This is a genomic window from Enterococcus phoeniculicola ATCC BAA-412, from assembly GCF_000407505.1.
Lineage (GTDB): Bacteria > Bacillota > Bacilli > Lactobacillales > Enterococcaceae > Enterococcus_K > Enterococcus_K phoeniculicola.
Genome location: NZ_ASWE01000003.1, coordinates 376,663 through 394,303, shown reverse-complemented (window position 1 = coordinate 394,303; position 17,641 = coordinate 376,663). Strand labels below are relative to the sequence as shown.

Sequence of the window (17,641 nt, the reverse complement as noted above, 5' to 3'; positions counted from 1 at the left end):
AGAATAGGGAGCAAATTCTAACTTGAAAGTTACTTTCGCTCCCACTCTATTTACCTGCTACGTACCTCTGTTATCCATTCAATAAATTTTTTCCTAGAAGTCTAAATCCCCCAATAACGCCTCATCTTCTTCACTGATAATTGAAGATTTCTCTATATTTGCTTTCTCTTGATCTAACTCCTGACGCTCTAATACTTTGAAAAATGGCAGATAAAGAGCAAAAGACAACGCTACTTGTATCACTTGAATGATGATAGAACGCCAGTCAAAACCTGTTAAGAATCCTTCCATAAATACAGGAACATAAGGCGGATCAAAAATTGGATAATTTAATAAGCCTAGTTTCATACAAATCATCGGAATCATTCCAACAAAGGCACCGCCAAAAATGAAAGGAATCATTAGAACTGGATTTAAAATAATCGGAACACCAAATAGTACAGGCTCATTAATTCCAAATAATGAAGGTAATAAAGCAACCGCGCCGACTTTTTTATAACGCATAGATTTACTGACCAGCATTGCAATAACTAAACCGATAGTGACTCCTGAACCCGTAAAGTTTGCAAAGGCGGACATTGTTCCGCCTGTAATAACATGGCTCAGTGGTTCGCCCGCTTCATGAGCGGCAATATTTTCTGATAAATATTGAACCATAATAGGGGACAATATCGGGGACAAAACAGCAGAATGAATCCCAAAGAACCAGAAAACTAAGCGCAGCACTAGCACAAAGTAAATCACCCAAAAAGAATCTAGCCCGCCAATTGCTGGTGCCAATAAATTCATAATTACCTGCGGCAGCAACACTCCTCCACTCAAAGCATCAGTCACAGTGCGTAGTGCAACAAATAAAATAGCAATTGCAGCAGTAGGTGTAATCAATTCAAATGAGCTAGAGACAAAATCTGGCACACCTTCTGGCATTTTAATAACCAATTTGTGCTTCGTGAAAAATTGATAAATCTTTACACAAATAATTGCAACAAAAATTCCGGCAAATAACCCCTTGGAATCCAAATATGAGGCTATAATGTTCCCATTTTCATCTAGATCCATAGAGATTAACAAGAAGCCGATAGCAGATAAAATCATCGAGCCAATTGTGTAGAGCTTCCATTGTTCGCTTAAAAAGTAGGAAATAGATAAGACTGCGTATAACCCGACTAACCCTAAAGAAACTTTTGACAGTAAACCAAAAACGTACCCATACTGCTCAAACCAGTTTTGAACAGCGGTAACTTTTATAAATTCTGGAATTGATGGGAAAATAGCTGCAATCGAACCTAGCAGCAATGCGGGTGTAAGAACAACCATCCCTTTTTTTATTGCTGTTAAATAGTCATTGTTGTCTACCTTATTTGCAATTGGAACTAAGGTTTTTCGAATAAACTCTTCTACTTTGTCAAAAGTAGATATTTTTTTCTTCTCCATCTCTTTTCTCCTTTATGATTTTGATTGTTGGTTCTTTCTATAAGCAAGTATTGCCTGTTTCATTACTGTACTTCCATCCATTGACCCATAGATATCAGATGTTAATAAAACTGTCGGTTTCCTCCTCTTTTTAGCCTCCTGTGCAATATATTCATATTTGTGACTTAACTGTGGACCAACTAATATCACGTCATATTCATCAATGTAACGCTCTAATTTATCCACGCCGATTGCTTCCATTGGATAATCCTCAATCGCCAGCTTCTCTGATCCCTTCACTACTTTTTTCATAGCCTCCATCATCATTGTTGTCGAAAATCCACCTGCACAGACTAATAAAGTTTTCATTTTTTTTACTCCTTTTCTATTTCATTTTTTGTTCTTTCAAAATTTCAATCATTTCTTCAATCAAATCTCTAGCTAATAAACTATTCATCAAATGGTCTTGAGCATGAACCATTAATAGTGTAGTTTCTGTTTTTTCCCCATTTATCTCTTTTGCAATTAATCGAGTTTGTTCATCATGAGCAATGATACTTTTTTCTTTTGCTTCTTGCATTTTCTCGTTAGCTTCTTCAAATGCACCTTTTCTAGCTAATCGCAATGCCTCAAATGCCGAGCCTCGACTATCTCCTGAAGCAGAGATTATTTGAAAAATACTCTTCTCTTGTTCATCCATATTTTTTATCCCTTCCGAATGATTTCTCTTAAATACTGAGAAAAATCTTGATAATTTTTAAATTTGTTTAACTGCCTTGTTAAGTCGCTATCTTCCATTATTCGTATCATCAATCGACTGATTTCTTTATGCAAAAATAAATGTTCGTTACTGATATTAATCAAGAATAGTAGCTTAACTTCTTTTTCTTTAAACCGAATAGGTGTATGTAACAATACAACATCAACACACTCCTTGATTGCCCTCGATTCCATAGGGTGCGGTCCTGCAACCCCATTTTTATAAATCGTATCAATTAACTTCTCCCTTTGAATAACCAGCTCTGCATACCCCTCTTTTGAAAATTTTTCGGCTTCTAGACGCTTTCCTCTTGCCATAAGTAATTTTAGGTAGTCTGTTTCTTCACTAATTTCAAAATTTTCTTCTGAAAAAAGGTTCAATAATTGTTGATTAATATCATTCTCAACAGTTTTATTTTCATTAACAAGGAGAAGATCCTTTTGAATTTTTTTAATCTCTTTTTCACTTAATAAAGCCTGAGTGTATATCAGAGGGATTGAGCCGAATTCCTGTTTGATTGGAATAGTAGAAATAATTAAATCAAATGTTTCATCAATTTTATGAAGCTCCATTGTGGAAACTGTCTTGACTTTGGCGTTTATAAATACTTGCTCCAACTTTGTTTTTACAAAAAAGGAAGACCCGCCACCTGTAGCACATATCACCGCTATTTTTTTGTATTGATTCATTTGATCGTAAGTTTGTTTCTCTAAGCTAGCTGCAAAGTAGATTGCGAGATAGCCCATCTCGTCTTTTGAAATAGTAAAATCTAAATCGTTTCCAATTAATTGAATAAACTCATAAGCAATATTAAAAACGTTCGTATAACGGGTGTAGACATCCTCAATAATTGGATTTTCAAGTTGGTGTCCTCCATATAAACGCTGTAGCAAAGGAGCAACGTGTAACGTTAACGCATCCTTCAATTCCGTATCCTGGTTAAATAATGTATGATACTTACTATCAACGATTTTCAATGCCTGCGTAATATATTTGAAGAGCTCATCTGATTCTGCTAGTTCATCAACCGCAATAATTTTCCCATATAGTTGTTTACTAAGATATTTCTGTTCATTCATTGGAAAATGAATAGATTCCTTTTCCTCAATGTAAGCAACAATCCGTTCAGTCAATGTAGTGAATATTGTAGTTGTCTCTTTTTCATTGTGAAAAATTTCCTCTTTTAGAAAGTTGTGCTGTTTCATCCGAAAAACTAACAACGCAACATGTTGAACAATGTTTTCCAATACGAGATCATTCATCTTGATTCCTAACGAAGCAATCTGATCTACAATATAGTTTCTAAAAGCTTCTTCATCAAAAAACGTCCGAAACTTTTCATACTCGCTTGTTAGCTTTGGATGAATAATTTCATTACGTAAAAGCTGAATAATTGCTTTTCTTCGATTTTCTTCCAAACCAATAACCTTAAATCCATAATGAGACTTAGAATATAAGGCTAACTCTCGTTCTTCAAAAATCTTTTTTACACTCAGCATATCTTTCTTAATTGTTGAACTGCTTACTTCTAATCTATCAGATAGTTGTTTGATAGTTAGATAGTCATTGGCAAAAAGTAGCGAAAGAGCAATGCTGATTTTTCGAGAATCGGCTGGGAGTATTTTGGAACTTGTCCCCTCTATTAATGAAGCTAGATACTGTTGAAAAGCTTTTTCTTCAATCACCTCAAGATAGTAGCCTTTTCCTTTTATAAATTGAATGCAAAATCCATCCATTACAGATGTTGAATTCATTAGTTTTATATCATTCGATATTGTACGAACTGAAACATCAAATAAGTTAGCCAATTCTGCTGCTGATTGAAACCCATCGCTTTTTGCTAATAGTTGTATCATTTGATTTTCCCTCATACGCTCCCTCCTCACTTATAAGATAGTATGAAAACGCTTGTAACAAAACGATGTTTTTTTCCTATCAACTGGTAAACAAGTAACCCAATCATCGATTAAACAAGTTCTTGTCAGAGTTTACAACTGTATTTTTAGGTTCAATGTATCCCTTCCCCTCCTTCAAACAAAAATAACTAGTATCACTGAGCCTTCATCGAATAGAGAACTTTCTTTAGTCAAATTTTTAGCGTAAAAAAATAGGTAGATAGTTCCTATAAACCACCTCCCTACTCGTTTAATTTAAGTAAGACAACTCTCATCACAATCAGCTGACAGGTACTCCCTTGTCGAATGAAAACTATTTAATACTAGAAGGAGTCCCAATCTTACCAAAATTCCTCACCGTTCCAAAATAAAAGTAAAAAAAAAATGAACCCCGGAGTCCTTCTCCTTGGTTCATTTTTTATCTACAAACAATTAGATTTCCATTCCTAAATGTTTCTCTTTTGCTTTTTTCACAATTTCAGCGGCTACAACGACATCTAATACTGCTGAGCCGACTGTTTTAAAGATAGTGATTTGTTCATCACTTGTTCGCCCAATTAATTTTCCATTAACAAGCTGACCTAGTTCCCCTTGATAGTCTTCTTCTTGAACATAGCCGTCTTTTAGTGGTGAAATAAAATCACCTGCTTCTTCAAGAACTCCGTCCATGGTATCAAAAATAATGACATCTGCTTTCTTGATAATTTCTCTAGGAATTTCACACATTTCAGGGGTATACGCTCCTACACCATTGATATGTGCGCCTTTTTTAACCCATTCTGCTGAGAAAGTGGGTTGTTTTGAGGTAGTGACACTGGTAATAATGTCTGCCCCTTCCACACATTCCTGACTCGTTTTCGTTGGTCGCATAGAAACGGAAAATACTTCTTCCATCTCTTTTGCAAATTGGCTCGCACGTTCAAAATCAATATCAAAAATTCGAACTTCTTCTAATTCTCGGACTGTCAGCATCGCTTCCAGTTGAGATTGGGCTTGACCACCCGTACCAATCAGCGCCCCTATCTTCGTATCTTTTCGTGCAAGTAATTCTGTTGCTGCTCCTTGAACCGCACCTGTTCTTAACTGAGTTAAATAGGTTCCATCTAAGCAGGCTGAAACGATTCCTGTTTCTGGATCAAGGACGATCATTGTTGCCGGAACACTTGGTAAATTTTTCTTTATATTTTCAGGGTAAACAGAAACAATTTTCACACCTAATGCACCGTTTGCTCCATCGACATAAGCAGGCATGTATAAGCTTTGCCCTTTACTTTTAGGCACATCAATATTCGTCCGTAAGGGAACACTCGCCTTGCCTGCTGAATACATGGATAATGCCTCTTTATCTGCATCGATGGCTTCTCTCATTGAAAAACTATTGATGATATCCTCTTTTTTCAAAAACAACATTTTTCTCGCTCCTTAGTTAACTGATTTCATTTTTTTTAATTGGCTGCCTAACATTGTATACGCACTGTATAATAAGACAAAAATAACAAGCCATTTAAGCATATACGTATTTAATGATTTCACTAAAAATACGGCAACGAGTACACCTAACACACCAAATGTTGACGTAAATAGCGTAATTTTCCGACTATATTCATTGAATTTGATGAACTGTACGCTTCCAATTGGGACAGAAAATGTACAAGCACCCATCATAATTGGGAATGCTGCAACTGGATTTAATCCTAGTAAATACACAGTTACCATAGTTAATGCGTAGGAACCAATTCCGATATTATTTAATGCACCGTAGACAAATAGTAAGAATCCAGCTAAAACAAGCTTGCCACCATATAGTTCACTAGCTGTTCCATTTGAAGGAATCCAATTCATCTGTCCTGCAAAAATTAAAAATGCAGCAACAAGTAATCCTACGCCAACAAATAATTTAATTGTTCGTTCAGGAAGCTTCACCACAAACCTTGGACCTAAATAGGCACCAATTACCTGACAAACAATACAAACAGCTAGTGTTTTTATTCCAACATTAATGGCTGTGATATAAGACAATGCCATTACAGCCACTGGTACAACACATTGTGTATTCAATGTCCCAGGTAATTTTTTCATACTTACCCAGTTCATTTTCGGATACAATACAGTGCCAATAGCAAAGTCAGAAATACCAAATGTTGAAAGAAAGAAAATAATAAATGACGTAAACGGTAAAATTCGTGTGTCTCCTGGCTCTTCTTTAAAGCTTTGTTTATTTTTTATCAGGTCTCTTACAAAGTAAATAATAAAATACGCGTTGATTGCTACAATTAACCCCAACAAAGTATTTCGAATCATGAAAATTCCTCCTACTAGTAGATCTCCCTGATTCCCTCAAAGTCATTACCATATTTCACTTTAAGTTCTTCAGGAGATTCTGTAATCACTTTAAGTGTATATGCATCATGTTTGACATATTCTTTTGCGAGATTTACCATGGCGTGGTTTCGTGTCCACGTAACGTCTGTTGATTGCGTTTCTTCATTAATCGTGCCAAATACCACTTCTTGTTCATCTGCCACAATATTTATCCACTTCGCACCAAAATCTGCTAATTTATCGATTTCAAATCCATGAATATAATATTTTTCTAGGGGCAGTTCGTACTCATGCGTTGCACTAAATAAAATTAAGACAAACTTATCCACTCGTTTCTCTGCTTCTTGCAGCAATTTTACGAAGGAATCCGTTAAGTTTTCGTGCCACACTTGAATTAGTAAGCTCTCTTTTGCATTCTTAACCAAATGTTCTGCTTTATCCAAAACATACTCTACGCCATCAATTTTCCACAGCATCTCTTCTTCATCTTTTTCTTTAATCATTCCTAAATTTTTTGTTAGATAGGAAAGATCATTTTTAACATTTTTTTCTAATTTCTCTAAAAATTCATCTGCTGATATTGCATGATAAAGCTTAGGCTCTGATTTATTCACAACAATCAAATTCTTTTTTAACAGCTTTTCTAAAATGTTATATACCTTTGAGCGTGGAACACCTGAATGCTTGCTTACTTCATACCCCGTAAGATTGCCTTTTTCCAGTAATGTTGTATACACCCTGGTCTCCATTTCAGAAAAATCATATTTTTTCATAATTTGAATAATCGTTTCCATAGATTAACCCTCACTTTTTAACTAGTAGCTACTACAGTGACTACTATAACTCGATACATCCAAAAAAGCAACAACAAGTTACTGTTTTCACAATATATTTTTGTAAAAAATATTGAGAAACATTATGAAACAAGAGTTTTTTTAATAAAAAAATTAAATACTCGAAAAATAAATTAAATATTGATTTTTATTTCACAAAAAAAGAGTGTGAGACATAACGATTTAAGTTATATCTCACACTCGTGAATTCTTAATAAAGGTTGTGAACAAAAGCAATCCCTTCTTATTGCTGTAAATTACGAAAGTTTCACTTCTGATGATGCACAGTACCTGTTCTCGGAGCTGAGCACTTCTGTTCCACCTTCGAAAATACTCTATCTATTCCATTCGGGAATGATGAAACTGAATCACCATAGAGTTTCATATTTAAATCATGTCCCACGTAATTTCAGTCATTCTTTTGTTTCTCACTTGACTAATAATCGTGGGAAAGAGTCTGGGTATTAATTCTCTCCCAAACTCACCATAATCTTTTTATTTTTTTATTTTATATAGACGTGCCATTTTGTCTTTGCTATATTCAACGATTAATTGATTTTTATTGAAGAAAAAGTTCGCTGAACCCAGTTCTTTTTTTGGATATAATTGTTGCACTTCGTTTACATCCATTGGTAAAGAGACAGAAAACTGACAATCTAAGCTTTTTGTTCGCCAAACAGCTATATAAATATCCGTTGGTGTTTCTAAAGCAAAGCTGAACCACTCATCATCTAAAGATGGAAGGCCCGTATACCATCTAGGTTTTCCAAGGGGAATATATTGTCGAATAGATTTATACACATCTATTCCCTCCTTCACTAGGGATACTCTCTGGTTATTAAGCTCTGCTAAATGTCCACTCTGATGTATTCGTAAAAGCATCGTATTCACCATATTAAAAATCACTTCTTCGTTGTCCCCTTCTTTTAAAGGATAGCTCCATACTGCTGATTGCTCTGGTGTTACACCTGTTGCTGCAATCGCTGCGATTGCGCCATTTCTTAGATAGTTGGTTTGGTCTGTTATTGATTGAATACTATGACGTGAAAGCATTGCATAATCATGCCGCATGCCACCACTTCCACAATTTTCAATAACTAATTTCGGGTATTTCTTAAATAAGCGATCCACCCAAGCCAGATACGCACGATTGTGACTTAACAACGCATCACTATAACTGTCTGCGTCAACATCACTTCCCGCTGTTGGGGTATTATAATCCATTTTAATATACCCAATTTTAAATTCTGAAATTAACCTATCAACAACTGCTGTTGCATATGCTTGAACCTCACTATTTCTAAAATCTAAATGATATCGGCTATGATCTTTGATACGCTTCCCATGCCTGCAAATAAACCATTCGTCCGGTAATGAGTTAGCTAGTTCACTGTTGATTCCCATGACTTCAATCTCTAACCACAGTCCTGGAACCATTCCTTTATCAAGAATACGCTGAGTTAAAAATGCTAGTCCTTCTGGAAATCGTTGCTTCGATGGCTTCCATTCACCCACGTTATCCCACCAGTAGCCATCTGAGTACCAGCCACAATCAATCACATAATACTCGCAACCAACCTCTGCAGCTTTTTCTATCATAGGTAATTCTTTTTCAGTTGTTGGATCTCCCATCAAACTATTCATATAATCATTAAAAATGACTGGACAGGTCTGATTGTCTTCATTTTCTCTTCGTATGCTTCTTCTATATTCATTTAAGAGCTCAATTGCCTCTGAGTATCTTCCAAAAATAGTTCCATAAGCTACAGGTACTGTTTCAAACTGTTCATTTTTCTTTAGCTTTTTCCACCAATGATTGGTGGGTTCAGTAGGTCCACCTGCTCTTAATACAAGATATTTTCCAAACCCACAGTCACTTAGCTCCCAATGCCACTCACCATTATTTTCAATCTGCCAAAAGCTTATCCGATTATTTTTTTCATTCTCCAGCAACCCAAATGGACTGTATTGTGCACATGACCATGATGTCTGATTGGTTATCCCTATATACTTCGTTGAATCTTGAAGTCCTTCACCATCTAAGCCATAATAAAGGCCAAGCTCGTTTAATCGCGCATTTTTCCACTGCAACTCCCCTTGCCAAGAATTCGTTGGCAGATGTAGGCGATCCTCTATAAAAGGATGATGGATAAAAGAATCATTAATAGCGGCTATATTTAAAGAAGTAATGTATTCAATACCTATCGTTTCCCCTAAATTTTTTACTTTACTTCTCCAAACAAACATATTTTCTTGAAGACTCCCATCAATAACAGTTTCAACTTCTAGATAGATTTCTTCTGATTGGAAAAATTGAATAATAGTAATCTTGTTCCCCTCACAATGAATATTTTTAGCCACTAGCTCTCGACCAATCAATGTATTGCCCAATTTATTTCCTTTATGATCCGGCTGATTAACTCCTGTAATCTGCAATTCTACAATAGCGCTTGCTTCCAGCAATTCTTCTGGAATATGCCGGTCTGCAAAAAAAGGCTCTGGTGAAAAGTGGATTAACCTTAACCGTTTCCCTGATAATTCGCTAAAAACGATTGTCGTGTCTGCAATCTTGTATTTATAAATCTGTTCCATGTTTTCAAACTCATCCTTTCACTGCTCCTGACATAAGTCCAGAAATCAAGTATCTTTGTAAAAATACGAAAATAATTGTTACAGGAATCACAGCAAGGACACTCGCAGCCATAAGATTTCCCCAATCTGTTGTAAATTGTCCTCTAAACAATGTAATTCCTGGTGTTAATGTACGGTGTGTTACATCACTAATCAGCACATAACCAAACATGTATTCATTCCACGCAGTAACAAATGTATACAGTCCTGTCGAAACCAGGCTAGGAATAGATACTGGTAAAATTATTTGCACTAAGGTTCTCAGCCTCGAAGCACCATCTAGTTCAGCTGATTCTTCTAAAGAAAGTGGAATACTATCAAAAAAACCTTTCATCATAAATGTGCTTAACGGAATGACAAATGTAGAGTAGGCTAAAATCAGTGCTAAATAACTGTTTATTAATCCCATCCCCTTAAAGATCATGTAAATTGGAATCAACAGCAGAACTCCTGGAACCATCTGACTAACCGTCAAAGAGATGCCTGCAAATTTGATTGATTTATAGCGACCAAATCGGCTCAATGCATAGCCTGCTAACACAGCGATAACGAGTCCAATAAACGTTGTTACTAGAGAAACAAAAAAGCTATTCTTAAAAAAAATAAGGAAATCTGATTCTTGGAGCACTTCTCTAAAATTAGTTAAACTAAAATTAGATGACCAAAATGAAGGTGTTGTTGAATAGATTTCTGTATCTGGCTTTAATGAAGTCGATAGCATCCATAAAAATGGAAAAAAAGAAAACACAGAGCAAAGGATAAGTACTACATACGTGGCTATCTGACTAACTATTTTTTCTGTCTTACTTTTAACCATTGACTCTCACCTCATCCATTTTCTTTTTAATAAAACGATACGCGGGTACACATACAAATATGCTTAGTAATATAATAATAAGCACGACCGATAATGCTGAAGACTTTCCTATATCATAATTTTTCATTGCATAGCGGTAAATCATAATTGGAAGTGTCTCCGAAGCATAATTAGGACCTCCTTCAGTAGTAATCCATATAAAGTCAAAGTTAACTGAAGTCCAGACAATATGCATAAAAATTAAAGTTGTTACGACATTTTTCAAACCAGGAAGTGTCACATTGAAAAATCTATGAATGATGCTCGCACCATCAATAGAAGCCGCTTCATATAAATCATCAGGTATTGACTGCAATCCGGCTAAAATACTAATGACCCAGTACGGAAACGTTCTCCAGATATTAATCAATGTAACGGTCAATAATGCTGTGGTTTTGTTTCCAAGCCAATAGACAGATTGTTCAATAAATCCTGTCTTAACAAGTAAATAGTTGATGATGCCATAATCTGGATTTAACATCCATGTCCATGTTAGTCCCGCCACAGCAATAGGAACAATCCATGGAACAATAATCATACTTCTAAACGCTGTTCTACCTCGGATTTTTTGATTGAGTGCTATTCCAACAGTCAAACCAAGCAATAATTCTCCAACTACAGAGAGAACAGTCCAAACCACTGTATTTTTTAAATTATTTACAAATAAAGTATCCGAAAAGACTTTCTTAAAATTATCCAATCCAACAAATCCATTTAATGTAGGATTCGTTAAACTTTTAGCATGAAAACTATCCCAAATAACTTGAATAAGTGGGATTCCAATAAGAAATATCATAAAAATAATTGCTGGTGCCATAAATATAGCTGCACTAATTCTATTTGATCTTTCTTTTGTAAGCTTACTGCTATTCATCCTTATTCCCCCTTAGCTTACGAACAAATATCGAGAATTACTGGTCTCGATTCTTAATCTTGCTTTTTCCATCATTTACCTAGTTTTGTAGAAAATTGAGCTTGTTTTTTTGAACTAATCTACTTACTTTTTTTGAGATGGATACTTATATTTTCCAACTCATCCTTAGAGAATACTGGAGGTTTCTCAAAAGATGGGGATGAGGCTGGGACATAACTCCAAAAGTTCTACCCAGGCTTCTTTAAAAGTTTGAAAACAGAAGGTGGCTCATTCTTCATTCATGAAGTATGAGCCCACTGAAGGCCTGCCCTTTGTTTCACGTTAAAGATGGCATATCTTTAGCATTAAAGACTTTACAAATAATCTGCACACTTCTGATCCAACCTCGTACAATCATTACTCCGATAAAATTTCTTGGTTTTTTAATGCCTCATTTATTTTGTCTGATAAGAAAATTGCTGCATCCTCTGGATCTTCATCGTTTTGAAGAACCATTGCAATAGCATCCTGCATGGGCTGCGTAATTTCTGCCATTGAGATAGGTGGTAACGGTTGAGCTTGTGCAATTAATTCTGGATTTCCAAAGCCACTTGCCCATTTATTTTTCGTATCAATCTCCATATCCGTTCTAGGCGAACCTTCTGGTCTACCTGCCTGTTGATTTTCCTTGCTTAACAAATATTCCACTAACTTTTCTGCTTCACGCACTTCTTTTTCATCATTGTTATACACATAGTACGTATTAATTTCTAAAAAAGTTGCAGGCTTTTTGTTATAGGCAGGGAGTCCAACTGCTGCATCTGCCATTTCTTCAGGATTGTTTTCTTCATAGTTTTGCATCCAAGAACCGTTATTTACCATTGCATATTTACCTAATGAAAAATTAGTATCAAGCTCTTCCCATCCGCCAACTGTAGAATTAGGATCGATAGCACCTGAATCCTTTAAATCCTTATAAAATTGAAAAACTTCGGTTGCAGTTTTCAAGTTTTCTTTTGAATCTTGCCAAGTATTTTTATATTCCCCTTCTCCCATATCCTCAGCAATTGTCAATTCACTTTGAAACAGGAAGGAAGCAAGCTCTTGTGGTGCTCTATCACCTGTACCTGCAATCCCAAATGTATATTGACCAGTCTTTTCTTTCACTGTTTTCGACATTGCTAAAAGCTCTTCCCAAGTAGTTGGCGCATTCTCATAACCCGCTTGTTTTAGTAACTCTTCATGATAAACTAATGCTCGCGGAGCAATATAATTAGGGAATGCTTGTAGCTTTCCGTCTGTTGACAAAGCTTCAATCACATTCGGATAAAAATTATCATTTTCTTCATATGCTTCCCAGAAGGTAGATAAATCTGCTAGCGCACCCATATTTCTAAATTCCCCATACCATTCTCCGAGTCCCCAAGTAATGGAAGGTGCGTCATCTGCTGCTACTGAGGTAACAATTTTGTCCTTTAGCTGATCCCAATTGAATAGCTGATAATCTACCTCTAAATTATTTTTTTCAGCATATTCTTTAATCAATGTCTCTTCATGAATCTGATCTTTATTTCCTTTCGTTGCGCCTGACCAGAAAACAATCTTCGTTTGTTCTTCAGCTTTTGATTCTGAACTGTTTCCACACCCTGCTAAAATACCGCCCGAAATAAATAAAACAGATAAAATCGATAGTATTCCTTTTCTTACTCGCATAATATTGCTTCCTCCTTTGTTATCGCTTACAATATTGATTATATACTGGACAATAAATAATCATATAGCTAATTCCGAATATAGATATACAATTTCTGACTTTTTTAATCAATCTTATTTTAAGGAGGGCGGATGTAATGTTCCTAGAAAGCAAAGATAGAAGTGAATTTTTCTTCAATGATTGTCTACTAACCGATTTTCTAACGATTAATTTTGGGCATGAAAGATGCCTGCCGTCACATAGTTTTGGTCCTCAAGTGCGCGAATATTTTGTTTTACATTATATACTCAACGGAAAAGGGACTTTTTCACTAGAAAATAATACGTACTCTCTAAACAAAGGAGATTTTTTCATGATTTCCCCAAATGATTCCGCAGCAATTTACCAAGCAGATAATCAGACTCCATGGGAATATGTTTGGTTTGGATTTGAAGGAAATTTGGTGGATGATGTCTTACATGATTTAGGATATAACGCAGAAAATAGAGTGGGACACCTTTCAAACGCAAACGACATCAACAGACAGATAAATCAGTTACTCACATCAAGCTTTTTTTCAGAGTCCAGTTCTTTGACTATTCAAGGAAGATTAATAGAATTAATCTCTAGATTTAGTCTTGATGGTTCAAATCTCTCATTAAATTCAAATATGAAAATTTCTGAGAGGCACATAGAGCAGTTTGTTCTTTATATACGTCAGAATTATTGGCGAGCGGATCTTACTATTGAGAAAATTGCAGCAGACCTTTCGTTGAATAGTTCTTATCTTTCAAGGGTCATAAAAAAAGCATTTAATCAAAGTACATTAAGCTATTTGATTAATTATCGATTACTAAAAGCAAAGTTTTTATTAGAAAATTCTGATCATACTGTTTCTATGATTTCAAAAGCAGTTGGTTATCAGAATCCACTTTCTTTCTCACGAGCTTATAAGCGAGTATATGGTCATTCTCCTAGAAAATAATTACAATAGTGGACAGCCCTCAAGCTATACCTAGCACTTCATCATCTTTTTCATTCAACAAATGCCAAGGAAATCCTTTTTTAAGTGGGCTTTCCTTGGCATTCTCATTTATAGTCTTGCCTTCTCTTTTCCGTCCAATCGAGTAGCATTCGATAAACTTCGTAGGCATTCGTTTCATTTAAAATTTCGTGTCGGCCATTCTTTAGTAATGACAGAGTGACATTTTTTCCATCCGCTTTTAACTGTTCATATAATCTTTCAACATTTTTCCCAAAATGACCAACGGGATCTTGTGCTCCAGAAATTAAATAAAGAGGAAGCTGTGGATTTATCTTTTTTAACAAGGAGGGAGTACTGGCATTTTTTGTTAAAACAAACAAATCTTGATAGGCTTTTGCTGAAAAAATAAACTGTGTCTTTGCATCAGCTAGATACAAGTCCACCATTTCTTCATCTCTCGTTAGCCAATCCTTTGATGTCCGTGTTGGACGAAATGAGCGATTAAACCCACCAAAAGCTAGAGTATCTAACAAAGAGGAAGGGTAGGTCGCTCCTTTTATTTTAGCAATTAGACCGCTAACCCAAATAGCTGCATTCATCTTACTTCTTGACTCATAGGTCGTTCCCATAATAATCGCTCCTGCTAGCGGAACATCAGGATATTGAATTAAATAATTTCGTAAAACTAAGGAACCCATACTATGACCTAAAATAAAGTAGGGGACATTCGGATATTCTGCGGAAAAATGACGTTGAACATTGGACACATCTTTCACGAGAATTTGATGCCCGTCATTTGATCCAAAGTGCCCATATTCAGTTTCATCCGTTACAGAATCTCCGTGACCAATATGGTCATGACCGACAACTAAATAGCCGTTTGAAGCCATAAATACAGCAAATTCACCATATCGATCAATATGTTCAACCATCCCATGAATCATTTGAAACACAGCCTTAACCGGTTGTTTTGGTTGCCATATTTTTACCTTTAGCTGATTCTTATCATTCGTTGAAGGAATCCGTAATTCACTAATCTCCACAACTATGCCACTCTCACTTTCCAACGATTCTATTCCAGATAATTATAACAAGAGTTGCTCATCATTTTCTACTGTATAAAAAAAAATCTCCAGACACTTAGACGAATCTGTCTGATAATTTGGCGAAAAAACCATCCTGTTCCTAAAGCTTTTTTAGAAACAGAATGGTTCGTTAGCAATCCTTTTATTTAAATGAATCTTTTTTATACTGTTCAATGGCTTTTCTGGATTGGCGAATTCGTGTGATATTCTCCTCATAGCTCTCTGATACATACGCATAAAATAAGACATCTATTGCCATAAATTGAGCTAGTAGAGAACTGGTTGCTGCACTACGCAACTCCGCTTCATTTGAGCGAACTGTATGAATGCTGACATCTGTTAAATGACTAATCGTATTTGAACCAAACTGCGTGATACTAATCGTTTTTAATCCAGAATTTTTTGCAATTTTGAGCATATGAATCACTTCTTTTGTCTCTCCAGAGTTAGAGATACCGATAAATACAGCTTCTTTTACAGCAGAAGTTAAAATGACCAACAACAGATGCGCATCTGACAAGCAAACGACCGTCTTTCCAATTCGATTCCACTTTTGTGCGATATTTTCAGCAACTAAATAAGAAGCCCCCAGACCATAGACATACACAATTGGTGCCTTTCGAATCAACTCATTGGTCTCATCAATTACATTCTCATCTATTAAGTTGACTGTATCCTTCATTGACTGATAGGCATTTCCTAGTAATTTACTCTTGATGTCTTTAATCGGTTCGCCAGGAGAAATGTCTGAATAAGAGGTATAGTTAGGCGTATCCACTTCCGCAGATAGTTTTAGCTTTAACTCTGTAAACCCTGAAATGCCAATGGATCGGCAGAAACGAATGACTGAAGCCGGACTCGTTTGAGAGGCTTTTGCTAGTTCATTAGCGGTCATTTGAATGACCTCTTCAGGTGTCTCTAAAACCATTTGGGCAATTTTCTTTTCTGATTGAGTTAACTCACTAAAAATACTTTCCACTCGGCGATGAATATGCTTCCCTTCCATGATGACCCTCCTACGAATAATAGGTTACTTTTCCTAGAATGACTTCTCTAAATGCCCCTGTCGCACTAGGGACGTTACTTGGTAACCTATGGTATGTTTGATTTCCTAAAATAGCCATAGCAATTGCTTCTTTTGCTTCTGAAGAGTAACCTAAATCCTCTTGTGTCTTCACGGTCATCTCAGGCAATAACTCTTTTAGCATCACAATCAATACCTTATTATAACTGCCCCCGCCGCCAATAATCAACTCTGTTTTGCCCTTAGCAAAAGGAGCGATGGTCTCTGCAATTGACTTTGCGGTAAACATTGTCGCTGTTCGAATCCAATCATTCGCTGAAAGCTGGTACTTCTTTAATAAATTTGCTGTATACTCTTTCCCAAAATCTTCCCGACCTGTTGTTTTCGGTGCTTTTTTCTGAATATAGGGATGTGCCATAAGCGACTCTAAGACTTCTTCATTCACCATTCCTTGTCTGGCAAAATTCCCCTCATCATCATATTCCACTTGATAAAAGTGTCTGCACAGCTCATCAATAATCATATTCCCAGGTCCGGTATCAAATGCTAACGTGTCAGTTTCTCCTCCTGATGGCAAAATCGTTGCATTCCCGATACCACCAATGTTTTGTAGAATTCGAGTGACTTTGGCATCCTGATACAAAACAAGCTCTGAATAGGGAACAATTGGTGCACCTTGCCCTCCAACTGCCATGTCTCGATAACGAAAATCTGAAATGACTGTCGTCTTTGTTCTTTCTGCAATGACACTTGATTCACCTAATTGTAACGTTGAAGGAACAAATCCATCTAATCCGTTAGGCATATGAAAAATAGTCTGACCATGTGAGGCAACAAATAAGAGTGTTGAACTGTCTAGATTATTTTTTTTACAAATTTCAAGTACTGCTTCTCCAAATACCTCTCCAAGTTCGACATTTAAACTGCATAATAGTGCGTTGCTTGATTCTTCAATGGACAGACTTTTCTCTATCTGTTTTTTCATTTTTGGTAAAAAAGGAATTGTTAGAAAATCAATCAGTCTCACTTTTGTTTCTAAATTAACTCCTGAAATTTCAACCAGTGCCGCATCAACTCCATCTAATGATGTACCCGACATTAATCCTACTGCGTAATGCGTCATTTTTTCCCCTCTTCTCTCGTTTAATCGGTCAGAAATAGCTGTCTAGTCTTACCCGTTAATAACTCTCCAAGAACAAACCTTTCTCCCTCTTGTTTAAGTGGTAAAAAGTCTAAAACATGACTCAAAGAATTATGCTTCAGACTTTATACGGCTTAAATTTTATTCAGT

15 protein-coding genes are annotated in these 17,641 nt (G+C 36.0%); 1 reads left to right on the top strand and 14 read right to left on the bottom strand.

Annotated elements, in window-relative coordinates:
* Window positions 1–93 precede the first annotated feature (93 nt).
* From I589_RS12520 to I589_RS12470, 11 genes are all read right to left on the bottom strand, one after another.
* Window positions 94–1,434, bottom strand: coding sequence for a PTS sugar transporter subunit IIC (locus I589_RS12520; protein WP_010768136.1), 1,341 nt, complete (start codon window positions 1,432–1,434; stop codon window positions 94–96).
* 12 nt (window positions 1,435–1,446) lie between these two features.
* The gene (locus I589_RS12515; protein ID WP_010768135.1) at window positions 1,447–1,782 is read right to left on the bottom strand and encodes a PTS sugar transporter subunit IIB; all 336 of its coding nucleotides are present in this window, start codon (window positions 1,780–1,782) and stop codon (window positions 1,447–1,449) included.
* 16 nt (window positions 1,783–1,798) lie between these two features.
* Entirely contained in the window at window positions 1,799–2,113 is a 315-nt protein-coding gene (locus I589_RS12510; protein WP_010768134.1) for a PTS lactose/cellobiose transporter subunit IIA, read from the bottom strand.
* A 5-nt stretch (window positions 2,114–2,118) separates the two neighbouring features.
* On the bottom strand, window positions 2,119–4,044 hold the full coding sequence (locus I589_RS12505; protein WP_010768133.1) for a BglG family transcription antiterminator: 1,926 nt from the start codon (window positions 4,042–4,044) through the stop codon (window positions 2,119–2,121).
* 456 nt (window positions 4,045–4,500) lie between these two features.
* A complete protein-coding gene (locus I589_RS12500; RefSeq protein ID WP_010768132.1) occupies window positions 4,501–5,478 on the bottom strand; it encodes an ornithine cyclodeaminase family protein in 978 nt (325 codons plus the stop codon).
* 12 nt (window positions 5,479–5,490) lie between these two features.
* Window positions 5,491–6,369 (bottom strand): sulfite exporter TauE/SafE family protein, encoded by an 879-nt coding sequence (locus I589_RS12495; RefSeq protein WP_010768131.1) that lies wholly within the window; start codon window positions 6,367–6,369, stop codon window positions 5,491–5,493.
* Window positions 6,370–6,383: 14 nt separating this feature from the next.
* Entirely contained in the window at window positions 6,384–7,184 is an 801-nt protein-coding gene (locus I589_RS12490) for a TrmB family transcriptional regulator (protein ID WP_010768130.1), read from the bottom strand.
* A 534-nt stretch (window positions 7,185–7,718) separates the two neighbouring features.
* Window positions 7,719–9,815, bottom strand: a complete 2,097-nt coding sequence (locus tag I589_RS12485) for a glycoside hydrolase family 36 protein (protein WP_010768129.1) — start codon at window positions 9,813–9,815, stop codon at window positions 7,719–7,721.
* A gap of 10 nt (window positions 9,816–9,825) precedes the next feature.
* Entirely contained in the window at window positions 9,826–10,671 is an 846-nt protein-coding gene (locus tag I589_RS12480) for a carbohydrate ABC transporter permease (protein ID WP_010768128.1), read from the bottom strand.
* Window positions 10,664–11,584: a carbohydrate ABC transporter permease gene (locus tag I589_RS12475; RefSeq protein WP_010768127.1), complete on the bottom strand. Its 921-nt coding sequence runs from the start codon at window positions 11,582–11,584 to the stop codon at window positions 10,664–10,666. Before I589_RS12475 ends, I589_RS12480 begins: the two co-directional genes overlap by 8 nt.
* A gap of 396 nt (window positions 11,585–11,980) precedes the next feature.
* Window positions 11,981–13,276, bottom strand: coding sequence for an ABC transporter substrate-binding protein (locus tag I589_RS12470; RefSeq protein ID WP_010768126.1), 1,296 nt, complete (start codon window positions 13,274–13,276; stop codon window positions 11,981–11,983).
* 137 nt (window positions 13,277–13,413) lie between these two features.
* Between I589_RS12470 and I589_RS12465 the strand changes: the two genes are divergently transcribed.
* The gene (locus I589_RS12465) at window positions 13,414–14,241 is read left to right on the top strand and encodes an AraC family transcriptional regulator (RefSeq protein ID WP_010768125.1); all 828 of its coding nucleotides are present in this window, start codon (window positions 13,414–13,416) and stop codon (window positions 14,239–14,241) included.
* A gap of 104 nt (window positions 14,242–14,345) precedes the next feature.
* Here I589_RS12465 and I589_RS12460 read toward each other — a convergent pair whose 3' ends face one another.
* From I589_RS12460 to anmK, 3 genes are all read right to left on the bottom strand, one after another.
* On the bottom strand, window positions 14,346–15,284 hold the full coding sequence (locus I589_RS12460; protein ID WP_034685325.1) for an alpha/beta fold hydrolase: 939 nt from the start codon (window positions 15,282–15,284) through the stop codon (window positions 14,346–14,348).
* A 184-nt stretch (window positions 15,285–15,468) separates the two neighbouring features.
* Window positions 15,469–16,332 carry a MurR/RpiR family transcriptional regulator gene (locus tag I589_RS12455; protein WP_010768123.1) on the bottom strand — a complete coding sequence of 288 codons (864 nt, stop codon included), beginning with the start codon at window positions 16,330–16,332 and terminating at the stop codon, window positions 15,469–15,471.
* 10 nt (window positions 16,333–16,342) lie between these two features.
* A complete protein-coding gene (anmK, locus tag I589_RS12450; protein WP_010768122.1) occupies window positions 16,343–17,473 on the bottom strand; it encodes an anhydro-N-acetylmuramic acid kinase AnmK in 1,131 nt (376 codons plus the stop codon).
* Window positions 17,474–17,641 lie beyond the last annotated feature (168 nt).

Excerpts from the sequence above, each read along its gene's own strand:
- I589_RS12505 (WP_010768133.1), bottom strand. The coding sequence starts at position 4,044 with ATGAGGGAAAATCAAATGATACAACTATTAGCAAAAAGCGATGGGTTT.
- I589_RS12485 (WP_010768129.1), bottom strand. The coding sequence starts at position 9,815 with ATGGAACAGATTTATAAATACAAGATTGCAGACACGACAATCGTTTTT.
- I589_RS12495 (WP_010768131.1), bottom strand. The coding sequence starts at position 6,369 with ATGATTCGAAATACTTTGTTGGGGTTAATTGTAGCAATCAACGCGTAT.
- I589_RS12500 (WP_010768132.1), bottom strand. The coding sequence starts at position 5,478 with ATGTTGTTTTTGAAAAAAGAGGATATCATCAATAGTTTTTCAATGAGA.
- I589_RS12515 (WP_010768135.1), bottom strand. The coding sequence starts at position 1,782 with ATGAAAACTTTATTAGTCTGTGCAGGTGGATTTTCGACAACAATGATG.
- I589_RS12510 (WP_010768134.1), bottom strand. The coding sequence starts at position 2,113 with ATGGATGAACAAGAGAAGAGTATTTTTCAAATAATCTCTGCTTCAGGA.
- I589_RS12465 (WP_010768125.1), top strand. The coding sequence starts at position 13,414 with ATGTTCCTAGAAAGCAAAGATAGAAGTGAATTTTTCTTCAATGATTGT.
- I589_RS12480 (WP_010768128.1), bottom strand. The coding sequence starts at position 10,671 with ATGGTTAAAAGTAAGACAGAAAAAATAGTTAGTCAGATAGCCACGTAT.
- I589_RS12455 (WP_010768123.1), bottom strand. The coding sequence starts at position 16,332 with ATGGAAGGGAAGCATATTCATCGCCGAGTGGAAAGTATTTTTAGTGAG.
- anmK (WP_010768122.1), bottom strand. The coding sequence starts at position 17,473 with ATGACGCATTACGCAGTAGGATTAATGTCGGGTACATCATTAGATGGA.
- I589_RS12470 (WP_010768126.1), bottom strand. The coding sequence starts at position 13,276 with ATGCGAGTAAGAAAAGGAATACTATCGATTTTATCTGTTTTATTTATT.
- I589_RS12475 (WP_010768127.1), bottom strand. The coding sequence starts at position 11,584 with ATGAATAGCAGTAAGCTTACAAAAGAAAGATCAAATAGAATTAGTGCA.
- I589_RS12490 (WP_010768130.1), bottom strand. The coding sequence starts at position 7,184 with ATGGAAACGATTATTCAAATTATGAAAAAATATGATTTTTCTGAAATG.
- I589_RS12520 (WP_010768136.1), bottom strand. The coding sequence starts at position 1,434 with ATGGAGAAGAAAAAAATATCTACTTTTGACAAAGTAGAAGAGTTTATT.